Origin of the sequence: Leptospira idonii, from assembly GCF_004770995.1 — a bacterium.
Lineage (GTDB): Bacteria > Spirochaetota > Leptospiria > Leptospirales > Leptospiraceae > Leptospira_A > Leptospira_A idonii.
In genome coordinates this window covers 64,573-82,535 of the sequence record NZ_RQHW01000008.1, presented here as the reverse complement: position 1 = coordinate 82,535, position 17,963 = coordinate 64,573, and the positions used below count along the sequence as shown (strand labels likewise).

Sequence of the window (17,963 nt, the reverse complement as noted above, 5' to 3'; positions counted from 1 at the left end):
ATTAGATAAAAAAAGAAAGGGAAAACTTTGTATTCAAAACACACTCAAATCTTCGGAATCCTCGGATACCCACTAGGGCACACTCTGTCTCCTTGGATTCACAACAATCTATTTGCATTTTCCAAATTCGACGGAGTCTATCTTGTCTTCGAAAAAGAAAATTGGAAAGAAACAGGTCTCAAACCTCTCTTAGATTTGAATGTGAAAGGGGTGTCCGTTACCATTCCTTTTAAGGAATGGGCCTTCACCCAGGCAAATTCCGTCTGCAAAGCTTCCGAAACTATGAAAGCTTCCAACACTTTGGTCCTAACGCAAGATCAAATCTCTGCGCATAATACGGATGGAGAAGGAGCCCTTCGTTCCATTTTGGAATCGGATTCCAGACTCCTGAAACCGCAAGATCCTTCTTCCATTTTGATTTTAGGAAGCGGAGGAAGTGCCAAAGGAATTCTGTTCTCCCTTGCAGAATACCTCAAAGAAAAAAGCAAATCTCTCCCCTCAGATCAAATCAAAAAGAAAATCAAAATTCTGGCTAGAAATCAAACAGCGATCCAGGAAATCATCGATTCCTTACAAGCGGAGGATTTAATCCTGCCTATCACTAAAGAAGAAACGATGGATTCTAAAAAAGACATTTCTCTTGTCGTTCATACGACTCCTTTAGGAATGAAAGGAGTCGGCGGAGAACCATTGTTAGATAAAAACTTCTTTCACAAAAACTGTACACTCTTCGACATCGTATATAATCCTTTGGAAACTTCTTTGGTGAAAGAAGCAAAAAAAGCGAAATCCAAAATCATTCCCGGCTACTCTATGTTACTCTACCAAGGGATTCGGCAGTTTGAAATCTTTACAGGGATCACTCCTAAAGACAAATGGATCCGCAAGCTGGATTCGATTCTTCTCAAAGAACTCAAAAAAAGAAACTGAATATGAAATCTTTTTTCACACTTCTTTCCGAACTTTCCAATCCTGAAAAAACGAGAAACTTCAACGTATTCAAAAATTATTCCCTGGATCATTTTCAAAAAGCATTAAACGAGTTCTCTCTCATAGACAATTTGAATTCGAAATACAAACCTTTTCGTTTTTCCGTAGTGGGAACGAACGGAAAAGGCTCCACATCACATTATTTAAGCGAACTTCTACGCAATCTTTCTGCGGAAAATAAAGTGGGGTTGTATACATCCCCACATTTCATCACCCCTTTGGAAAGAATCTCTCTGAACGGCACTCATATCTCGGAAACAGAGACAAATTCCCTTCTTTCCGAGCTGCCTGCCGACTGCGAAAATATACTCAAAGAACTTTCCTATTTTGAACTATTAACACTCGTTTGTTTTCTTTTCTTTAGAAAGAACAAATGCGAATACGAAGTTTGGGAAGCGGGTTTGGGAGGAAGGCTGGATGCAACAAAACTAATCTCCCCTGATGTGGTCGTGCTGACAAAAATCGGACTAGATCATTGCGAGATCTTGGGAAACAGTCTCACTGGGATCGCTTTGGAAAAAATAGCGATCGCATCTCCTCGCACAAAATATATTTTCTCTTTTCGCCAAACAGAAGAAGTGGAAGAAGTCATCCGCAGAGAAGGAAGCAGATTGGGCTGCAAGGTGATCTTTCAAAAAGAGGAAAATAAAGACAATTACCTACAATCTAACTTTCGTTTTGCTTGCGAAATCCTTTCCGAACTAGGACTTTCTTCCGAGTCCCTAACGAAACTTTCTTTCCCCCTAGTGAAACCTCCCCGAGGAAGGATGGAGATTTTATCATCCTCTCCTCAAATCGTTTTCGATCCGGCCCACAACCCGGATGCAATCCTACACAGTTTGAACCATTTTCAAACTCAGATTGCAAAAGGCCCCTTCTCCCTTCTTTTAGGGTGTCTCCCCGACAAGGACTCGGAAGGAATCGCAAACGTTTTAGAAGGATTCTCATGGGAGAACTTGATTTTATGGGAAGGATCCGGTTTTGCCAGATGGACACATCTCCCCCAAAGAAGAAATATTTTAAGAACCGATTCGGAATCCGAACTTTTCACTCAAATTTCAGGGCTTTCTCATCCGTTATTTGTATTGGGAAGTTTTCGACTTTACAGCCTGATTCTACATGCTATGGACAAGTCCAACCATCTGTAATTTTCAGCTTTACAAATGAAAACAGAACAGAAATCTTCTATTAGGAAACAACGTTCAGGATCATGCAGACCCCGAAAGAACACACAAGAAGAGAGATCTTACAAGCGGCAAGAGAAGAATTCATCCAACTAGGATTCGAAAAAGCTTCTATGCGAACCATAGCCAAAAAGGCAAAAGTTTCAACAAGCAATATCTACAACTACTTTGACAACAAAGAACATTTGTTAGTTGCAATTCTCAAGCCCGTTCTGGAGGGAATGGAGAAAGCGTTCCAACACGTATCCCATCCGAATCAGTTCGAAAAACGTTTTACCGAGTCTTACGAGACATGGAAAGAGAGATTCAACATCGCATTGGAATATGTGGATGCGAATCGGGACTACTTCACCCTTCTCCTTCTTAAATCCCAAGGTTCTTCCATGGAAGATTTCCACGAAGAAGTCCTCACCCGATTAACGAAAGTTAACTACGAACAATACCAAACTTTTAAAACGGCAAATCCCAATTACAAAGGTGAAGTTAACGAATTCGTAATCAGAAATATACTTTCGTTCTTCCTAAACATCTTCGTACAAATGATTCGGCAGAATATTTCCAAAGCGGAAATGCTTCAGTATGAAGACAGTTTCCTTAAATTTTTGCACTTCGGTTACAAAGGATCGATTGCATCTGATCTGAATTAAATCAATTTGGTTCTCATAAGCCATGGGAACCGAAACGAAAATCAAAATCTGCGGGATCAAAGATCTTCCTACCATCAAGGTATGTCGAGATCTCAAGGTCGATTATATCGGCCTAAATCTTTCCCCCAATTCTCCCAGAAGCATTTCGGAAGATTTAATTCCGGAATTATTGCAGGATAGAAACTCTCCCGGTTTCCCTCAGGTCGTTTTTTTATTTTACGACAACTCGCCCATCGACATTCAAAAAATTGTCCTTAAATACAAACCCGATCTCATCCAACTGGTGGAAGGAGATCCTAAACCGATCGCGGATGTTTGGAACCATCATTCCAAGCTGGGAAACCTGCTTCCTTCTTTTCGCATCCAAGAAAGAATCGAAGACGAAACCTATCTGCTTCCTCATTTGCCTTTTGTCATTCTGGACAGTTTTAAAAAGGATTTCGGCGGAGGAACAGGTCATACTTTTCCTTGGGAATATGTAGAGAACATCAAACGTCCCTTTCTACTGGCAGGAGGACTCACACCGGAGAACGTGCAACAGGCGCTTTCTCAATTGAATCCTTTCGGGATCGATGTGGCCAGTGGAGTGGAAACGGACGGAAAAAAAGATCCGAACAAAATAAAAGCTTTGGTAAAAAATGTCAGAGGAACTTGAAGCACTAAATACGCCTGTTATGCGGCAATACTTGGAAGTTAAGTCGCAGCACCCGGACGGAATCGTTTTTTTCCGAATGGGAGACTTCTATGAAATGTTTCTGGACGATGCGAAACAAGCGGCAGTCCTTCTGGACATCACTCTTACCAAAAGACAAAACCAAATCCCTATGGCGGGCATTCCTTACCATGCCATGGAAGGTTATATCGCCAAACTGATCAGCGGGGGGAAAAAGGTAGTCGTTTGCGAACAAACAAAGTCCGACGATCCCAAAGCGAAGATCATGTCCAGGGAAGTGGTTCGTATCGTCACTCCCGGAACCGTAGTGGAAGACAATCTTCTCAGCGGTTACCAAAACAATTATCTCTCCTTGTTTTTAGCCGAGAAAAAGTTCGTCTACCTAGCGTTTGCCGATGTATCCACTGCGGAACTGGTGTATTTTTATTATCCTGCATCCGAACACGAAAAAATCAAAGACACGATCCAAAGATTTTCTCCCAAAGAACTTTTGTATCCCGAATCGTCCCTACTCCCCGAATTTCCGAAAGACAGTGAAATCATTCTTACTTCTCTTTCCCCTTCTTTTTTTCCCGCAAAAGAAACAAAACCGATCGATACAGTGGTTCATGTTTTAGATGCCTATCTTCAATACAACTACAGACAACATAGTTTTAAATTCAAAGCTCCTAGGCTGATCGACGAATCCGATTTTTTAGGGTTAGACGAAAGGACAGTGTCCCACTTAGAATTGGTTGAAAATCAGAACAACAAAAACCATACTCTGTTCGGAGTTCTCAACCGCTGCATCACTTCTCCCGGTAAAAGATATCTAAGACAAAGAATTCTTTTTCCTACAAGAAATCCCGAAATGATCCGCTCTCATTGGGACAAAATCGAAATTTTATCTGGTTCCAAAAAAGAAAGAGCCATCATCAAAACTTCGTTAGCTGAAATGATCGATTTGGAAAGAGTGCTTGCTCGTTTCCGAGGAGGAAAGGCTTCTCCTAGGGACTTCAGAGGGATTCAAAAATCGATTCAAGCATACGAAGGGATCAAATCCGTATTGGATTCGATCGGCTTTTCTTTTTCCTCCCTGCAAAAAGGAATCCTATCGTTTCAAAAACAAATGGAAACCAGAATTACGGATGAGGAACTTCCCGTTTTTCTAGGCAACTCTCCTTTCCTCAAAAAAGGTTATTCAGCCGATTACGACAAAGCATCCCTTGCCAAAGAAAAAGGGAAAGATTGGATCTTAGAACTGGAAGAAAAAGAAAAATCTAACTCCGGTTTATCGACTCTAAAAATCAGATACAATAAAATCTTAGGTTACTTTATAGAAATCTCAAGAGGGCAGGCAAAAGATGCCCCTTCTCATTTCGTTAAAAAACAAACCTTAGTCACAGGAGAAAGGTTCACCACTCCGGAACTAGAAGAAATGGAAAGAGCCATCCTAGAAGCGGATGAAATCATAGAAGCAATTGAAAAGAAAGAGTTCGACTTTTTAGTATCTCTCGCTTTGGAAAATTTTTCCGACTTTCTGCATCTGGCTTCCGAAATCGCCTCTTTAGACTACCACCTCTCTCTTACGGAATGTAAGGAAGAGTTCCAATGGATCTGTCCAGAGATTAGAGAAGACGGAAATATGATTCTGACCGAATCAAGGCACCCCGTCGTAGAAGCTTTCTTACCGGTAGGAGAACGTTTTGTCCCTAACTCGATAGAATTGAATCCTAGTGAAGATGCGATTGCCATCCTGACCGGACCGAACATGGCGGGTAAATCGACTTACATGCGCCAGGTGGCCATCGTTCAAATTTTATTCCAGATGGGATCTTATATTCCCGCTAAATCGGCTTCTTTGCCGATCGTAGACCGCATTTTCACTCGAATCGGATCGGGAGACAATCTCACTACGGGTGAATCCACATTCTATGTGGAAATGAAAGAAACGGCATACATCCTCAGTCAATACACAAAAGACAGCCTTATCATTTTCGATGAAGTAGGAAGAGGAACTTCCACTTACGACGGTTTATCGATTGCCTGGGCCATCATCGAATTTTTATCCAAAGATTTCCCTAGAGCCAAAACCATTTTTGCAACGCATTACCACGAATTGACGGAATTGGAAAAAGGAAACGGAATCTTCAATCTCTATCTGGATACTTATGAGAAAGAAGGAGAAGTTCTGTTTCTCAAAAAGGTAAAACGAGGAAAGTCGAAACAATCCTTCGGGATCTACGTGGCAAAACTGGCGGGAATTCCAGAAGTTGTGACTTCCAGAGCGAAAAACATACTCTCCGGATTGGAATCCAAAAAAAGGGAAATCAAAATCAAAACGGAAGAACCTTCTCTTTTCGGAAGTCTATTGGAAGCACCTTCCTCCTCTTTAACGCAAGGAGAAGAGAGAATCTTAAAGAAGCTGAAAGGACTGGAGATCAACAAGATCCCTCCGATGGAAGCTTTGCAGATCTTAGAGGAACTAAACCGTTGGTCGAAAGAGAAAGAGTAAAACGCTCATATCCGAAAAATCGATCCAATTCATGATTTGATCTTTCAGCCCTTGTTTTGCATGGAATCCGATCCCGGTTCCTGCTGCATTTAACATCAATGAGTCGTTAGCTCCGTCTCCCACTGCCACAACTCCGGAAATAGGAACTGAATTTTCCTCAGAATAAGAACGAAGATAATGTTCCTTCTTTTCCTTATTGATGATCTCTCCCGTGATTTCTCCCGTAAAGATTCCATCCTTCTCTTCCAGATGATTTGCTTTGTAAAAAGACACGGGGTATTTTTTTGCGAATAGATCCAAAACAGGGGTGAACCCCCCGCTGAGAATGACGATCTTAGTTCCCTGTTTAGGAAGTTCGGAAAATAAAACTTCCATTCCAGGATTCAAATGCAATACATCGTACACTTCTCCGAAACTTTTGCGGGAAAGACCGTTCAAATGTTTCACTCTCAGACGCAATGCCTCGTCGAATCCCAATCCTCCGTTCATCGCCTGTTTGGTGACTGATGCGACCTCTTCGAAAACTCCGTGTTTTCGCGCGAGTTCGTCGATCACTTCTTCCTGGATCACTGTGGAATCCATATCGAAAAAGAAGAGAGAAGGTTCTTTAGAACTAAGTCCGTTTTCAATCTGCAAAAGATCGATCTCATAAGGCGCCAGTCCCTTTCTAAAAGAAACTAACTCTTCTTTGGTGAAAGGAATTTCTTTCAAAAACTCGATTTTAGTATGGCCGAAAGAAAAAAGTTCTTCCGAAGGAGAAGCCAACTCAGGGAATTGCAGTTCTTTCCAAACGGAAAGAAGGGAAGATAGATCAAGTTTGCCTTTTTTTAAGAATAATAAACGGAACATTTGTGATTACTTACGAAGAAGAGGTCTTAATTTCCTACCCCAAACCTCGTATCCTTTGTCATTGAAATGGATCGGATCTCCCGATTCACGGAAGTATTCTTCTTTCAAGCTGGGTTCATCCTGCTTTTTCATTTCATCCCAGACTTCCACATAACGAACGTTCTTTTTCTCTTTTGCGAAATCCTTCAGATACAAGTTATATACAGGAACGATTTGATTCAACTCGGGAACTCTAGTGGGAGGAACTGCGATGAATATGATCTGAGTGGAAGGTTGTTTTGAATGGATTTTTGCGACAATCGCTTCTACATTTGCCTGGGTTTCCGGCAGGCATTTCGTATAGATCATATCATTTCCACCGATTTCGATGATGATGGTGGACGGGGAAAGGGAAAGAACGTCCTCATCCAGCCTCTCCAAAAGGGTTTCCGTCATATCTCCCCCGATGGCTCGGTTCACCACTCCCATTTTAGGAAGTTCCTTTTCCATCTGAGGCAAAAATAGAAGGGCCAAACTGTTGCCGGTGACTACGATTTTGGCGTTTTTAATTCTTTGATTTTCTTCTCTATAATGAGCCCGAAATAAATTCCAAACGTTGAGTTTGTATTTCAGAAAATCTTTTCCGTCTCTCCAGCCAGGACCGGAGACACATCTAAAGTTGGGGTCAAAATAATTCTTGGTCCTAGAGACGGAACAACTGGCTAAAAAGAGAAATAAGAAGACCGCAAATAAGAGCGGTCTGGAAGATAAGAATGGACTATTCTTGTTCTGCTGGCTCATTCATTCGAAAGCGTTTCTGCCAGTCTTTGATTTGAGACTGAGCGTATTCTTCCGTATCACAAATGCGAAACTCAATTGGATTATTGGTCGTAGTTTCGATGAGTTTGGCTTCGATGTATCCATTCTTTAGTTTGGTTGTCTCAATGCGATATCTCATCTATCTATCTCCGTTTACCAGAATTTATTTATCACGTATCTTGGCAATCTCTTCTAAAGTTTCTTCTTCTCGGTATTTTCCGAATAAAAAGATTGCCAAAAGACAAAATCCAGAAGCAAGAGGGCCTGTTAAGCGAACACCTAGTTCTCCACCGCTCTCTTCTTCTTCGACTTTACAGACGATGTTTTCCGAATTATTTTTACCGATTTCCGCCGGATTTTTTTCACTTACACCGGATTCCGAATTTTTAGGAATTTCTTTGGAAAGATTGTCCGGTACGGAAGGTGCGATGATTCCGGTTACATTCGGTGATACTTTTTTTCCGGATTCTGAATCGAGCCCTACTAAAATTACGGAACTGAAAATCAAGACAGCTAGTGTTTGTCCTAGTTTCTGCATAAAGGTTCTGCTGGCATAAAAAAGACCTTCTCTTCTCGAGCCGGTTTTTAAAGAGTCCAGTTCCGCAATATCTGCTAATATAGCATTCGGTAATATTCCAAGAATTGCAATCGGAATCGCAGCCACCGCAACGATCATATAACCTTGGAGATGCGGTGCCAAAGGAAGGCTGTCTTTTCCTAAAAAGAAAATGGAAAGAAAAAGTCCTAAAAAAATATAAAATCCGATCAAAACCGTTTTTTTCTTTCCTATCCTTTTTGCCATCATATTGACAACAGGATAAAACGCAAAAGACACAAGCAGCATAACAGTGAGTAGTTGAGTTACGAACTCCCTCTCCAATGCAAGAAGCACAGTTACGTAATAGGAAATCCCTGTGGTAAGAATGGTGAGCGCCAAGAAGTAACAAAGATCGGAAAGGGCAAAGTACAGAAAGTTCTTATTCTTAAAAGTAAGTCGAACCGCTTCCCGAAAAGGAACCCCGGACGCCTCCGACTCGCAGTATGTTTTTTCTCGAATGCTAAAAACCGGAAAATACATGCATACTGCCGCAAATACGCAGAGAATCCCCAATGCGTATTGTCTGGAAATAAGAGACTGAATGGCAGGATCTGCCGAATACGAAAAGGAGGATTTCAAAAGACCCGCAATCATCGGCTCCGTAGACGCGATGATGATCCCCAGTGCATAGGTCACTGAAATATAAGTGGAAAGGTTCAGTCTTTCGTTGGGAGTGTGCCCCAGCTCGGGAATCAAAGCAAAATAAGGAGTCACATAAACAGTCAGAAATAGATAGAACAGGATCATAAACCCTGTCATCCAAATCAGATTATAAGAAGAAACATAGGAATGAGGGGGCACGAAGATCAGCCAACAAAACACTGCGGCGGGAATCCCTCCCAAAGCCAGGAAAGGAATTCTCCTGCCGAATCGAGATTGGAACCTGTCGGATGCATTGGCCACAACAGGATCCGTAACTGCATCCCAAAGCCTACCGACTGCTGCAACTACCCCAATGGTAGACAGACCCCAAAAGGCCATTTTTTCAATGAGATCGGGAAAGCAGTCTTCTCCCAATTTAGGAGCAGGAGGAAGATAAAAATAAACCTGATGAAGTCCTATGATGTTGATGAGTGTCGACCAACCCAATTGGCCGACAGCGTAACTAATTTGTTTACCAAAAGGTAACGACGGTTTTTGCATGTTTTTCTCAGCAGGAAAAGTAGAAGCATTTTACCCTCTGAGAAAAAAAACGCAAACTACTTTTTGAATTTATAAAGCTCCGGAAAGTTTTTCTCTTCGTATAAGAATTCTTTTTCGAAGTTTTCCCATCCTTGGGGAATTCCTTCAGTGAATTCAGGAACCATAGAACAATCCTTAATGAGTCCCATCGTTTGAGAAATTTCACTTCCCTTCACATTCAAATACCCGTCTGCAAACAAGGAATTTGCCACATACAGAGCCATCGATTGCAAATGTCCCAAATGCCCTTCTCTTCCCGCCCCGATTCGAATTTCCGAATCGGGATTTACCAATCGGAATACGGAAAGCACTCGGATGCAATACTCAGGAGTGAGTGAGGAGGATTGAATCACATGTCCTTTGATGGGAATAAAGAAATTAACAGGGATAGATATAACGCCTAACCGCTTTAATTCGAAAGCAACTTGAATCAAATCGGAATTTTGTTCTCCCATCCCTACGATGAGACCGGAACATAAACCGATGTTAGCTTGCGATGCCGCTTCCAAAGTGGTCAATCGATCTTTGAAAGTGTGAGTGGAACAGATTTCGTTGTAATTGGATTCGGAAGTGTTTAGGTTGTGGTTGTAACGATCAAGTCCTGCGTCTTTCAAAACTTGCGCTTTTTTAGCGTCCAAAATTCCCGCAGACAAACAAACCTTCATTCCCAGTTCGGAATTGATACGGGAAATCGTTTTCGCAAGCGTATCCACCGCCTTGTCTGTTGGCCCTCTTCCTGAAGTCACCATACAGAAACGATAAGCACCGTTCGCTTTGGCAAGTTTTGCATCTTCCCAAATTTGTTCTTCCGATTTCAGAGAGTATTCTTGGATGCCGGATCCGCCGCCTTTTCTTTGTGCGCAATACCCGCAGTCTTCCGGGCAGTATCCGTTTTTGATATTATCTAAAATATGAATTCTAACTCTGTTTCCGAAATAACGGAAACGTTCTTCACTGGCACGGCTCACAAGGGAAAGAAGAGGTTCTTTTCCTTCCAGAAAGGAAAGAGCTTCCTCCGGGGTAATGAGAGAAGGTGCGGAAGAAGTAGTCGTTTGAGACTCAAGTGCGATCATGTTTGCAATGTCACAGAATTTAGCGGGATTGTAAACGAAGAAATCAGAGAGAGGAGATGGCCGACTCCAAGGCAAGGAAGATCTTCTCCAAAGAAGTTTCTGAGATGGTATAAGGAGGAGTGACATAGACAGTGTTCCCCAAAGGCCGAAGGAGCACCCCCTCCTCCATCAATTTTTTGCGAAGGGCCTTCCCTATCGGATTGAGATATTCATCTTCCCCTATGGTTTCATTCAATTCGAATGCGGCAACCGCCCCCATCACTCTGGGGTTCTGAACTCTTTCGGGAAAACGATCGGCAAGATCGTCCATATATGCCTGCATCTGCCCTTCCAGGCTTTTGACTCTGGGAAGAACTACAGAAGAAAGAAACTCCACACTCGCCAAACCGGCGCTACATGCAATTGCGTTTCCAGTCATCGTATGTGCGTGAAAAAAGGAAAGGTAAGGATCCTTGGTCAGGAAGTTTTCATAAATTTTTCCGGAAACCAATGTGGCAGCTAGAGGAAGTGCACCGCCTGTCAGACCTTTGGCGAAGGCGACTAGATCGGGAACGATACCCGCCTTTTGGAATGCGAAAAACTCGCCGGTCCTTCCCATTCCGGTAAACACTTCGTCCAAAATAAACATCACTCCGAATGTCTCAGTAATCTCCCTAAGTTCTCTAAGCACTTTAGGATGATAGAAAATCATTCCGCTGGCACCGAAAATCAAAGGTTCGATCACCAAACCTGCATAACTTTCCCCGTTTTGTTTCAACTCTTCCTTTATCGGATCCAAACATTCCGTGTTGCAATTTTCCGGATTTTTCCGAAATGAACAGTTTGTACAATCAGGGCAGGAAAATTCCCTTACGGGAAAACGAAGGTCTTTAAAGATGCGGTTGAAGTAGGTAACCCCGGATACGTTCATCGCACCGATGCTGTCTCCATGATAGGAAGCGGAAAATACGATGAACTTGCTTCTATCCGATTTTTGTTGAGAAGGAGGATCGGACAAGGAAGATGAATTTTTATAATATTGAATGGCCAGTTTCAAGGCGATCTCTACCGCATTAGATCCGTTATCCGAATAGAACACTTTCGTAAAATGAGAATCGGCGATTTCCAGAATGAGTTTGGAAAGAGATTCCGCAGGATCATGAATGAATCCCGCAAGCATGACATGATCCAATACTTCCGTTTGTTTGCGGATCGCCTGCATGATCTTAGGATGTCTATGGCCGTAAATGCAGGTCCACCAAGAAGAAATTCCGTCGATGTATTCCTTGCCTTCTTTCGTATATAGATATTCTTCTCTGGCGGAAACGATATGAAGTAGTTCCTCTTCGGAATCTTGAACTGTGAGAGGGATCCAGGTAAAAGTTTCTTTAGGAATCAAACTCTTCTCCCTCTTCCATCACGGAACCGATTACATGGTTGCGGATGTCAAAGTTCAAATTAGCGTATTCGATAAATTCGGAAGGAGAAAGTTTCTGCATGGGAAATCCCGTATAACCAAAGCTAGGTACGCCGCCAAGTTTCTGGATGATCTGCATATTGTCTTCCACTAAATCATTTTTCGGACCCACCAAATAAAATCCCATGACGGGAATGAATCTGGATAAAAGAGCTTCGAGCGTCAGTAAAGTATGATTGATTGTGCCCAGTTCGGAGGAACCTATCACGATGACTTTCAAATTGCTTTCTTGGATCCCTTTCCAAGAAAGATAATCTTCCGTCCAAGGCACAAAAATCCCTCCTGCGCCCTCGATTAAGACTCGTTTGGTTCGAATTTCTGCGATTCTCCCTAAAACGAGTTTAGGGTCGATTTCCATAGATGCTCTTTTTGCGGCGAAATGGGGGCTGGCAGGATAGTCGAGTTCATAGATGGGTTTGAGGAAATAGGAAGAATCGAAATCGGTGATTTTTTGGATGAAGGCGGTGTCGTTGGTTTCGGAAAGCCCCGTTTGGATGGGTTTCCAGTATTGAAACCCGAATTTTTTCCCATATTTTGCCAAAAACAACGAAGAAAAGAAGGTTTTTCCCACATCCGTTCCCGTACCTGCAATGAAAAAGGCCTGACTCACAAATCGATAGTATTTTTCAATTCCGAGTCTCGTCTATCCGATTTATATAATAGAGGATATATGCAACTCCCACTTTGGAAATCCATTCTCAAACGCGATGACAACCCCATCACGGAAATTTCTCATTTTTTAAGAGAAACCGCCATCTTTCAAGGGATGCCCAGAAGGACTCTTAGGGAAGTAGCTAGACTCATCCACAAACGAAAGTATTACGCCGGGGAAACTATTTTTTTTCAAGGACAAGCAGGAACGGGAGTGTATCTCATTCTAAGCGGTAAAGTGGAGATATCTTCCCAAAGAGAAGGAATCACTTTGAAACTCGCAGAACTAGAGAAAGGTGCTTTTTTCGGAGAGTTAGCTCTATTCCAGGATATCCCAAGATCCGCTACCGCAGTGGCGGCAGTGGATTCCATCCTGCTGGGTTTCTTTCAACCGGAACTCAAAACACTTTTAGAAACTAAACCGAGAATCGGAAACGATCTGCTCCTTAGTTTTGCGACCATTATCGCAGACAGGCTTCGCAAAACAAATGATACACTGGAAGCCGCTTACTTTAAAAGCAAACGAGATAAAGAGAAAAAATGAAAACGAATCATATCTCGGAACTCATTCTTAGGATCGCCTTTTTCGTATTGGTAGGACTCACCATTCTCATCGGTGTGATAGGAATTAAATTTTTAGCTGTTCCTATGCTTGTTTCAGGAATCCATTTTTACCTCTTTCACGGGATCGTGGATCATTTGGAATCCAGAGGAGTTCCCAGATCGATCACCATACTTTTCATATTCGGAATCATCACAGGTTTCGGATATTGGTTGTTAACCTTTTATTTACCCAGCCTCTTCGACAAAGCACAGCCGATCATCGCCGAATGGTCCTTAAAGATGGCAGATCCCGACTTTCAAATATTGGATTTCAACGAACTTCCTATCGTTTCCAGAAATCCGGAATTATGGAAAAAAATCTTCAAACCGGAAGAAATCGCCATTCTTATCACTGTATCCTTGGAAGATTTTATGAAAGAAATGGTTTTGATGATTCCCACTTTTCTCAGTTGGATGATCATCATTCCCATCATCAGTTTCTTTCTTTTGTTAGATGCTACTTTGATTTACAAAACTTTGATCAGCTTCATCCCCAATCGTTTTTTCGAGATGTTTCTAATGGTTTTTTACAGAACCAACCAACAGATCACCAGTTACTTAAAAAGTTTAGCCATTCAATGCGGAATTATGGCAGTGGTCGCTTCCTTGGGTTTTTATCTGATAGGAGTGAAGTTCTTCTTTTTGTTCGGCTGTTTTTTAGGAATTGCAAACTCCATCCCTTATCTGGGACCTCTATTAGGTGCTATCCCACCGATTTTGTTTTCCTTTTTATTCCCTGAAATGTCACCTTCTCTGGCTTCTATCGCAGGAGTCGTCGTAGTGGCTCAATTGATCGACAATGCGATTGTTCAACCGGTGGTCATTGCAAATGCGGTTTCCCTACACCCATTAGCAATACTTATAGGAATCGCAGTGGGAGGGAATTTCTTCGGAATCTTCGGAATGTTACTTGCGATTCCAGTGTTGTCCATCCTGAAAGTAACGATAGGAATTTTGTATCAATCCTTAAAAGAACATCAAATCATTTGATCATTCTTTTCTTTGATTCCATTTTCCCATTTCGGAAAGCAGGATCCCGAACAATACGAGCGCGGAACCTAAAGCTCCTATGGAAGAAAGCCTCTCGCCTAAAATCAAATAGGCGAGGATAAAGGAGAACACAGGTTCCAAAGAAAATAAAATCCCCGCTCTAGTGGGAGAAACCGCCTTCTGAAATCGTGTATGCAGTTGAGTCGTAAGAATCGTAGCGAATAAAGAAGTATAAATCACTCCCATCCAAAAATAGGAATCGAATCGTAAGGATTGTCCTTCGCTTGTGAAAAAGATAAGTTCGAAAGGAAAGACCACAGTCGCCAAAGCCGCAGTAAATAGAATCTGAAAGGAAACAAATTGTTTCTCTTGGATTTTTTTGCTGAATATATCGATGAGTATTATGTAAACTGCGAAGAAAAACGCACTGGCAAGAGTCAGCAAATCTCCTTTGGAAAAACGAAGTTGTTCTAAAAGGCCGCTCCATTGGGAATCGTTTTGAGAAATCAAAAAGAGGCCGAACAGCACAACCACCACAGCAATCCAAGTACGAAAAGCAGGTAATTTCTTCTCTACAAGTATTTGTAATATGGGAACGAAGATCACATAGGCTCCCGTAATGAAGCCGGATTGGGTTGCGGTAGTATACACAAGTCCCAAAGTTTGAAACGCATATCCCGAAAATACACAAATCGCTGTTAGTAAAGAAGGAAACCAGACCGATCTTTTGAGATTCCCTTTTTGGAATAAATTTTTTCTGTAGATTAGAAGAATTGCAAGGCCTGCGATCCAGAATCGAATGGCAATAAAGAAAAAGGGCGGAACCGATTCCAATGCGAGTTTGATCGCAACAAAGGTGCCTCCCCAAAGGAATGCAGCCAGGATCAGGAAAAATTCGGGTGAGAAGATGCGGTTCATCTAAAGAGACAATCTTCGCCGGTTCCGATTAAGAGCAAGGAAAACATGAATTGGAAGTTTAAAATCAAAAAACCTGAAGCTGGCACTCCTCTCAATTGGGAGATCTATTTTCCACCCGGTCTTGCCACTTGGGCTTCCGAAAAAACAAAACAACTGCTAAGTGAAATCAAACTTCCGAATCAACCGGAACCCAAACTCAGGACGTTCACAGAAAAAATCAAACTGGAAAACACGAACTCCCATCAAATCGCCTATCTGTTTCAATACGGCTATTTCCTAAGAGACATTCGTTTGGTGGTGGGGAAAACGGAAGATTGGAATCATTTTTCCTCCCATGCACCTGTCGAACTTCCCAAAGAGATCGAAAATTCGGTCCCCATAGTCAGAAATTTATTCCAAGATCCTGACAAGTTTCTTCACAGCGAAATCATTTCTTTTCTGCACGGTTCCTATTTCGAAAAGGAAATCACAGTCACCTTATCTTTATTTGGTGAATCTTCCTATATCCGAGGAGGTAAACCTCAATTTTCTACAAGCGCTCCCGTTCCGGAAGATTTAGCTGCAAGTTTGCTTTTACAAGGAAAAGAATTCGGATCCTGGGAAGGAACGGATCCTGCGTTTTTATATCTTCCTTTTGCAGGCACGGGAACATTCTCTACAGAATGGGAATTGGAAGGAAGCGATACGGATCGACTGCGTTTTCCCAGGTCTTTTGTTTTCCCTTTTCTAAAATTCTTTCCGGAAAAAACAATCTCTCATTTTCAAAAACAAAGACAGTCTTCTCCGAAAGGAAAAAATACACATCTTTGGCTAGATACGGATCCTTCTTTGAAAGCTTATTGGCAAAAGGAAAAAACTCGTTGGGAAAAGATATTCGGGCGAAACTTAGATTGGAGTTTCGAAACGGAAGACTTCTTTCTTTACTCTCCTTTGAAGCAAGTGATCCGCCAGAAGGAAACATTCTTTTCTTCGAAAGAAAACTCCTCGCGGCCAAAATTGTTTTTCCATATGCCTCTCAATCCTCCTTACGGCTTTCGCAAAAAAGAAATTCAAGGGGAAGACCATTTACTCTATCCTAAAATTGCGGATCGAATCATTCAATTAGGCGAAGAGTTTCAATCCCACTGTAGAAAAGAAAAAATAGATCTTTCATTTTCCGGTTTTCTTCTTTGTCCTAGCGAAGAGAAATGGATGAGTGTTCGGAACAAGTTGAGAAATTTCCGCCAAAAGACAATTCATGTGACTCACGGCGGAATCGACTTGAGGGTTTTATTTTTTGATTTAAAATAGAAGATTCGTTATATGAAAGACGTACAAATAGAAGAAGGCTGGAAACAAGCACTTACGCCTGAGTTTGAAAAAGATTATTTTCAAACACTCAGAGAATTCGTAAGACAAGAGTATAAATCGAAAATCGTTTATCCTCCCGCAAAACAAATATTTGCCGCATTTGACCATTGCCCTTTTGCAAAAGTAAAAGTTGTGATTTTAGGACAAGATCCTTACCACGGCCCGGGGCAGGCAAACGGATTATGTTTTTCCGTTGCCAAGGGGATTCCTTTTCCACCTTCCTTGCAGAATATTTTCAAAGAAATAGAAAGCGATTTGGGTAAACCCATTCCGAAAGAAGGGGATCTTTCCCGTTGGGCCGAACAAGGTGTTCTTTTATTAAATGCAAGTTTAACTGTAAGAGCGAACCAGGCCGGCTCCCACCAAAACCAAGGATGGGAAAGATTCACCGACTCCACAATACAGAAATTAGCTGAAGAAAAATCGAATTTGGTTTTCATCCTTTGGGGTTCTTTCGCACAGAAAAAAGAGGAATTGATTCCCCAATCCAAACACTTGATTTTAAAATCACCTCATCCTTCCCCCTTGTCCGCACATAGAGGTTTTTTCGGAAACAAACACTTCAGCAAAACGAACGAATATTTAGTTCAAAACGGGATGGATGCGATTGACTGGTAACGAAAAAAAAGGATACTTCTTCGTATTTTTAACGGGTGTTTTTTTTGCCATCGAAGTCATCGGGTTTAAGGAAGTTTTTAGAAGATACAAACTGGAACCGGAGATTGCCGCCTTTTACGGAGTTTCGGCAGCCGCACTATTCGTTTCCTTTTATTTTCTGTTTCACAAAACAAGAAGAGAGAACATCAAAACAACTATTGTAAGAGACGGTAAAGTTCTGCTCTTAGGAACTTTTTCCAATGCGATAGGAATCGTAATGTATTACGCTGCCCTTCGCATTTCCGACCTGGGTCCATCAGCCATTCTTATCAAAACGACAGTTCTTTATAACGTACTTTTGGGTGTTTTTTTATTAGGAGAAAAGCTGAAAGCCTTCGAAAGTTTCGGGATTATTCTGGCTTTGGTGGGGATCTACGAAATTTCCACTTTAGGAGGACAAATCACCGTTATATCTTCCCTTATCATTTTAACTTCCGCTTTTTTATTTGCCATCCAAAGTTATTTGATCAAAAGATATGTTCCTGATATCTTCGGCATGGAATATGCCTTTTTGCGTTTGATTTTACTCTCCTTATTTTTCGGTCTTTATATTTGGATCAAAGGTTCTTTTTTATTTCCTCCTTTAACAACTGTGATTGTCTTGGGACTTTTCTCCGTATTAGGTTATTTTTTCGGTAGAGCTTTCTTTTTCGAGGCGCACAAATACCTGCCCATCAGTAAACTCAACGCATCTCTTCTGATAGAACCCATTTTTCTTATGTTTGTCGGTTACTTGTTTATGAACGAATCCTTGGAACTACAGAAACTTTTAGGAGCTGCGTTCATTTTGTCCGGCTTATATCTGCTAATACTTCACAAAAGGAAAAACAAAAACGAATCGGAGGGCTAA

Annotated in this window: 18 protein-coding genes; 10 read left to right on the top strand and 8 right to left on the bottom strand. The window is 41.7% G+C overall.

From position 1 onward, the window contains the following. The first annotated feature begins 27 nt into the window (after positions 1 to 27). The 5 genes from EHS15_RS02345 (at position 28) to mutS (ending at position 5,988) form a co-directional block, all read left to right on the top strand. Positions 28 to 930, top strand: a complete 903-nt coding sequence (locus EHS15_RS02345; RefSeq protein ID WP_135758933.1) for a shikimate dehydrogenase family protein — start codon at positions 28 to 30, stop codon at positions 928 to 930. Between the two features lie 2 nt (positions 931 to 932). Further along, positions 933 to 2,138: a Mur ligase family protein gene (locus EHS15_RS02340; RefSeq protein ID WP_167884134.1), complete on the top strand. Its 1,206-nt coding sequence runs from the start codon at positions 933 to 935 to the stop codon at positions 2,136 to 2,138. Positions 2,139 to 2,200: 62 nt separating this feature from the next. Then, positions 2,201 to 2,821, top strand: coding sequence for a TetR/AcrR family transcriptional regulator (locus EHS15_RS02335; protein WP_135758931.1), 621 nt, complete (start codon positions 2,201 to 2,203; stop codon positions 2,819 to 2,821). Positions 2,822 to 2,843: 22 nt separating this feature from the next. Then, complete coding sequence (locus tag EHS15_RS02330) at positions 2,844 to 3,476, top strand: phosphoribosylanthranilate isomerase (protein WP_135758930.1); 633 nt, start codon at positions 2,844 to 2,846, stop codon at positions 3,474 to 3,476. Beyond that, entirely contained in the window at positions 3,460 to 5,988 is a 2,529-nt protein-coding gene (gene mutS, locus EHS15_RS02325; RefSeq protein WP_135758929.1) for a DNA mismatch repair protein MutS, read from the top strand. Before EHS15_RS02330 ends, mutS begins: the two co-directional genes overlap by 17 nt. Here mutS and serB read toward each other — a convergent pair. The 7 genes from serB to bioD are packed head-to-tail and all read right to left on the bottom strand — an operon-like array spanning position 5,959 to position 12,554. Then, positions 5,959 to 6,837, bottom strand: a complete 879-nt coding sequence (gene serB / locus EHS15_RS02320) for a phosphoserine phosphatase SerB (RefSeq protein WP_135758928.1) — start codon at positions 6,835 to 6,837, stop codon at positions 5,959 to 5,961. The genes mutS and serB overlap by 30 nt on opposite strands. A gap of 6 nt (positions 6,838 to 6,843) precedes the next feature. Further along, positions 6,844 to 7,617 (bottom strand): SGNH/GDSL hydrolase family protein, encoded by a 774-nt coding sequence (locus EHS15_RS02315; protein ID WP_135758927.1) that lies wholly within the window; start codon positions 7,615 to 7,617, stop codon positions 6,844 to 6,846. Next, the gene (locus tag EHS15_RS02310; RefSeq protein ID WP_135758926.1) at positions 7,595 to 7,774 is read right to left on the bottom strand and encodes a hypothetical protein; all 180 of its coding nucleotides are present in this window, start codon (positions 7,772 to 7,774) and stop codon (positions 7,595 to 7,597) included. Before EHS15_RS02310 ends, EHS15_RS02315 begins: the two co-directional genes overlap by 23 nt. 24 nt (positions 7,775 to 7,798) lie before the next feature. Beyond that, positions 7,799 to 9,376 (bottom strand): MFS transporter, encoded by a 1,578-nt coding sequence (locus EHS15_RS02305; RefSeq protein ID WP_246051859.1) that lies wholly within the window; start codon positions 9,374 to 9,376, stop codon positions 7,799 to 7,801. A 56-nt stretch (positions 9,377 to 9,432) separates the two neighbouring features. Next, a complete protein-coding gene (bioB, locus tag EHS15_RS02300) occupies positions 9,433 to 10,488 on the bottom strand; it encodes a biotin synthase BioB (protein WP_135758995.1) in 1,056 nt (351 codons plus the stop codon). 43 nt (positions 10,489 to 10,531) lie between these two features. Beyond that, a complete protein-coding gene (gene bioA, locus EHS15_RS02295; protein WP_135758925.1) occupies positions 10,532 to 11,866 on the bottom strand; it encodes an adenosylmethionine--8-amino-7-oxononanoate transaminase in 1,335 nt (444 codons plus the stop codon). Continuing rightward, on the bottom strand, positions 11,856 to 12,554 hold the full coding sequence (bioD, locus tag EHS15_RS02290) for a dethiobiotin synthase (RefSeq protein WP_135758924.1): 699 nt from the start codon (positions 12,552 to 12,554) through the stop codon (positions 11,856 to 11,858). Before bioD ends, bioA begins: the two co-directional genes overlap by 11 nt. A 60-nt stretch (positions 12,555 to 12,614) precedes the next feature. On the opposite strand from bioD, the gene EHS15_RS02285 reads away from it, so the two are divergent. Together EHS15_RS02285 and EHS15_RS02280 are read left to right on the top strand one after the other, a co-directional pair. After that, a complete protein-coding gene (locus tag EHS15_RS02285) occupies positions 12,615 to 13,139 on the top strand; it encodes a cyclic nucleotide-binding domain-containing protein (RefSeq protein WP_135758923.1) in 525 nt (174 codons plus the stop codon). Beyond that, a complete protein-coding gene (locus tag EHS15_RS02280) occupies positions 13,136 to 14,188 on the top strand; it encodes an AI-2E family transporter (RefSeq protein WP_135758922.1) in 1,053 nt (350 codons plus the stop codon). Before EHS15_RS02285 ends, EHS15_RS02280 begins: the two co-directional genes overlap by 4 nt. On the opposite strand, the gene EHS15_RS02275 is transcribed toward EHS15_RS02280, so the two are convergent. Further along, positions 14,189 to 15,106, bottom strand: a complete 918-nt coding sequence (locus EHS15_RS02275) for a DMT family transporter (protein ID WP_135758921.1) — start codon at positions 15,104 to 15,106, stop codon at positions 14,189 to 14,191. A gap of 45 nt (positions 15,107 to 15,151) precedes the next feature. Here EHS15_RS02275 and EHS15_RS02270 point away from each other — a divergent pair, with 45 nt between their 5' ends. The 3 genes from EHS15_RS02270 to EHS15_RS02260 are packed head-to-tail and all read left to right on the top strand — an operon-like array spanning position 15,152 to position 17,963. Beyond that, positions 15,152 to 16,396: a hypothetical protein gene (locus EHS15_RS02270; protein ID WP_135758920.1), complete on the top strand. Its 1,245-nt coding sequence runs from the start codon at positions 15,152 to 15,154 to the stop codon at positions 16,394 to 16,396. A 12-nt stretch (positions 16,397 to 16,408) separates the two neighbouring features. Beyond that, a complete protein-coding gene (ung, locus tag EHS15_RS02265) occupies positions 16,409 to 17,074 on the top strand; it encodes a uracil-DNA glycosylase (RefSeq protein WP_135758919.1) in 666 nt (221 codons plus the stop codon). Next, the gene (locus EHS15_RS02260; protein ID WP_135758918.1) at positions 17,064 to 17,963 is read left to right on the top strand and encodes a DMT family transporter; all 900 of its coding nucleotides are present in this window, start codon (positions 17,064 to 17,066) and stop codon (positions 17,961 to 17,963) included. Before ung ends, EHS15_RS02260 begins: the two co-directional genes overlap by 11 nt.

What these genes read in the sequence shown, in the direction of transcription:
- EHS15_RS02340 (WP_167884134.1), top strand. Translation starts at nt 933, where the DNA reads ATGAAATCTTTTTTCACACTTCTTTCCGAACTTTCCAATCCTGAAAAA.
- EHS15_RS02335 (WP_135758931.1), top strand. Translation starts at nt 2,201, where the DNA reads ATGCAGACCCCGAAAGAACACACAAGAAGAGAGATCTTACAAGCGGCA.
- EHS15_RS02330 (WP_135758930.1), top strand. Translation starts at nt 2,844, where the DNA reads ATGGGAACCGAAACGAAAATCAAAATCTGCGGGATCAAAGATCTTCCT.
- mutS (WP_135758929.1), top strand. Translation starts at nt 3,460, where the DNA reads ATGTCAGAGGAACTTGAAGCACTAAATACGCCTGTTATGCGGCAATAC.
- serB (WP_135758928.1), bottom strand. Translation starts at nt 6,837, where the DNA reads ATGTTCCGTTTATTATTCTTAAAAAAAGGCAAACTTGATCTATCTTCC.
- EHS15_RS02315 (WP_135758927.1), bottom strand. Translation starts at nt 7,617, where the DNA reads ATGAGCCAGCAGAACAAGAATAGTCCATTCTTATCTTCCAGACCGCTC.
- EHS15_RS02310 (WP_135758926.1), bottom strand. Translation starts at nt 7,774, where the DNA reads ATGAGATATCGCATTGAGACAACCAAACTAAAGAATGGATACATCGAA.
- EHS15_RS02305 (WP_246051859.1), bottom strand. Translation starts at nt 9,376, where the DNA reads ATGCAAAAACCGTCGTTACCTTTTGGTAAACAAATTAGTTACGCTGTC.
- bioB (WP_135758995.1), bottom strand. Translation starts at nt 10,488, where the DNA reads ATGATCGCACTTGAGTCTCAAACGACTACTTCTTCCGCACCTTCTCTC.
- EHS15_RS02285 (WP_135758923.1), top strand. Translation starts at nt 12,615, where the DNA reads ATGCAACTCCCACTTTGGAAATCCATTCTCAAACGCGATGACAACCCC.
- EHS15_RS02280 (WP_135758922.1), top strand. Translation starts at nt 13,136, where the DNA reads ATGAAAACGAATCATATCTCGGAACTCATTCTTAGGATCGCCTTTTTC.
- EHS15_RS02275 (WP_135758921.1), bottom strand. Translation starts at nt 15,106, where the DNA reads ATGAACCGCATCTTCTCACCCGAATTTTTCCTGATCCTGGCTGCATTC.
- EHS15_RS02270 (WP_135758920.1), top strand. Translation starts at nt 15,152, where the DNA reads ATGAATTGGAAGTTTAAAATCAAAAAACCTGAAGCTGGCACTCCTCTC.
- ung (WP_135758919.1), top strand. Translation starts at nt 16,409, where the DNA reads ATGAAAGACGTACAAATAGAAGAAGGCTGGAAACAAGCACTTACGCCT.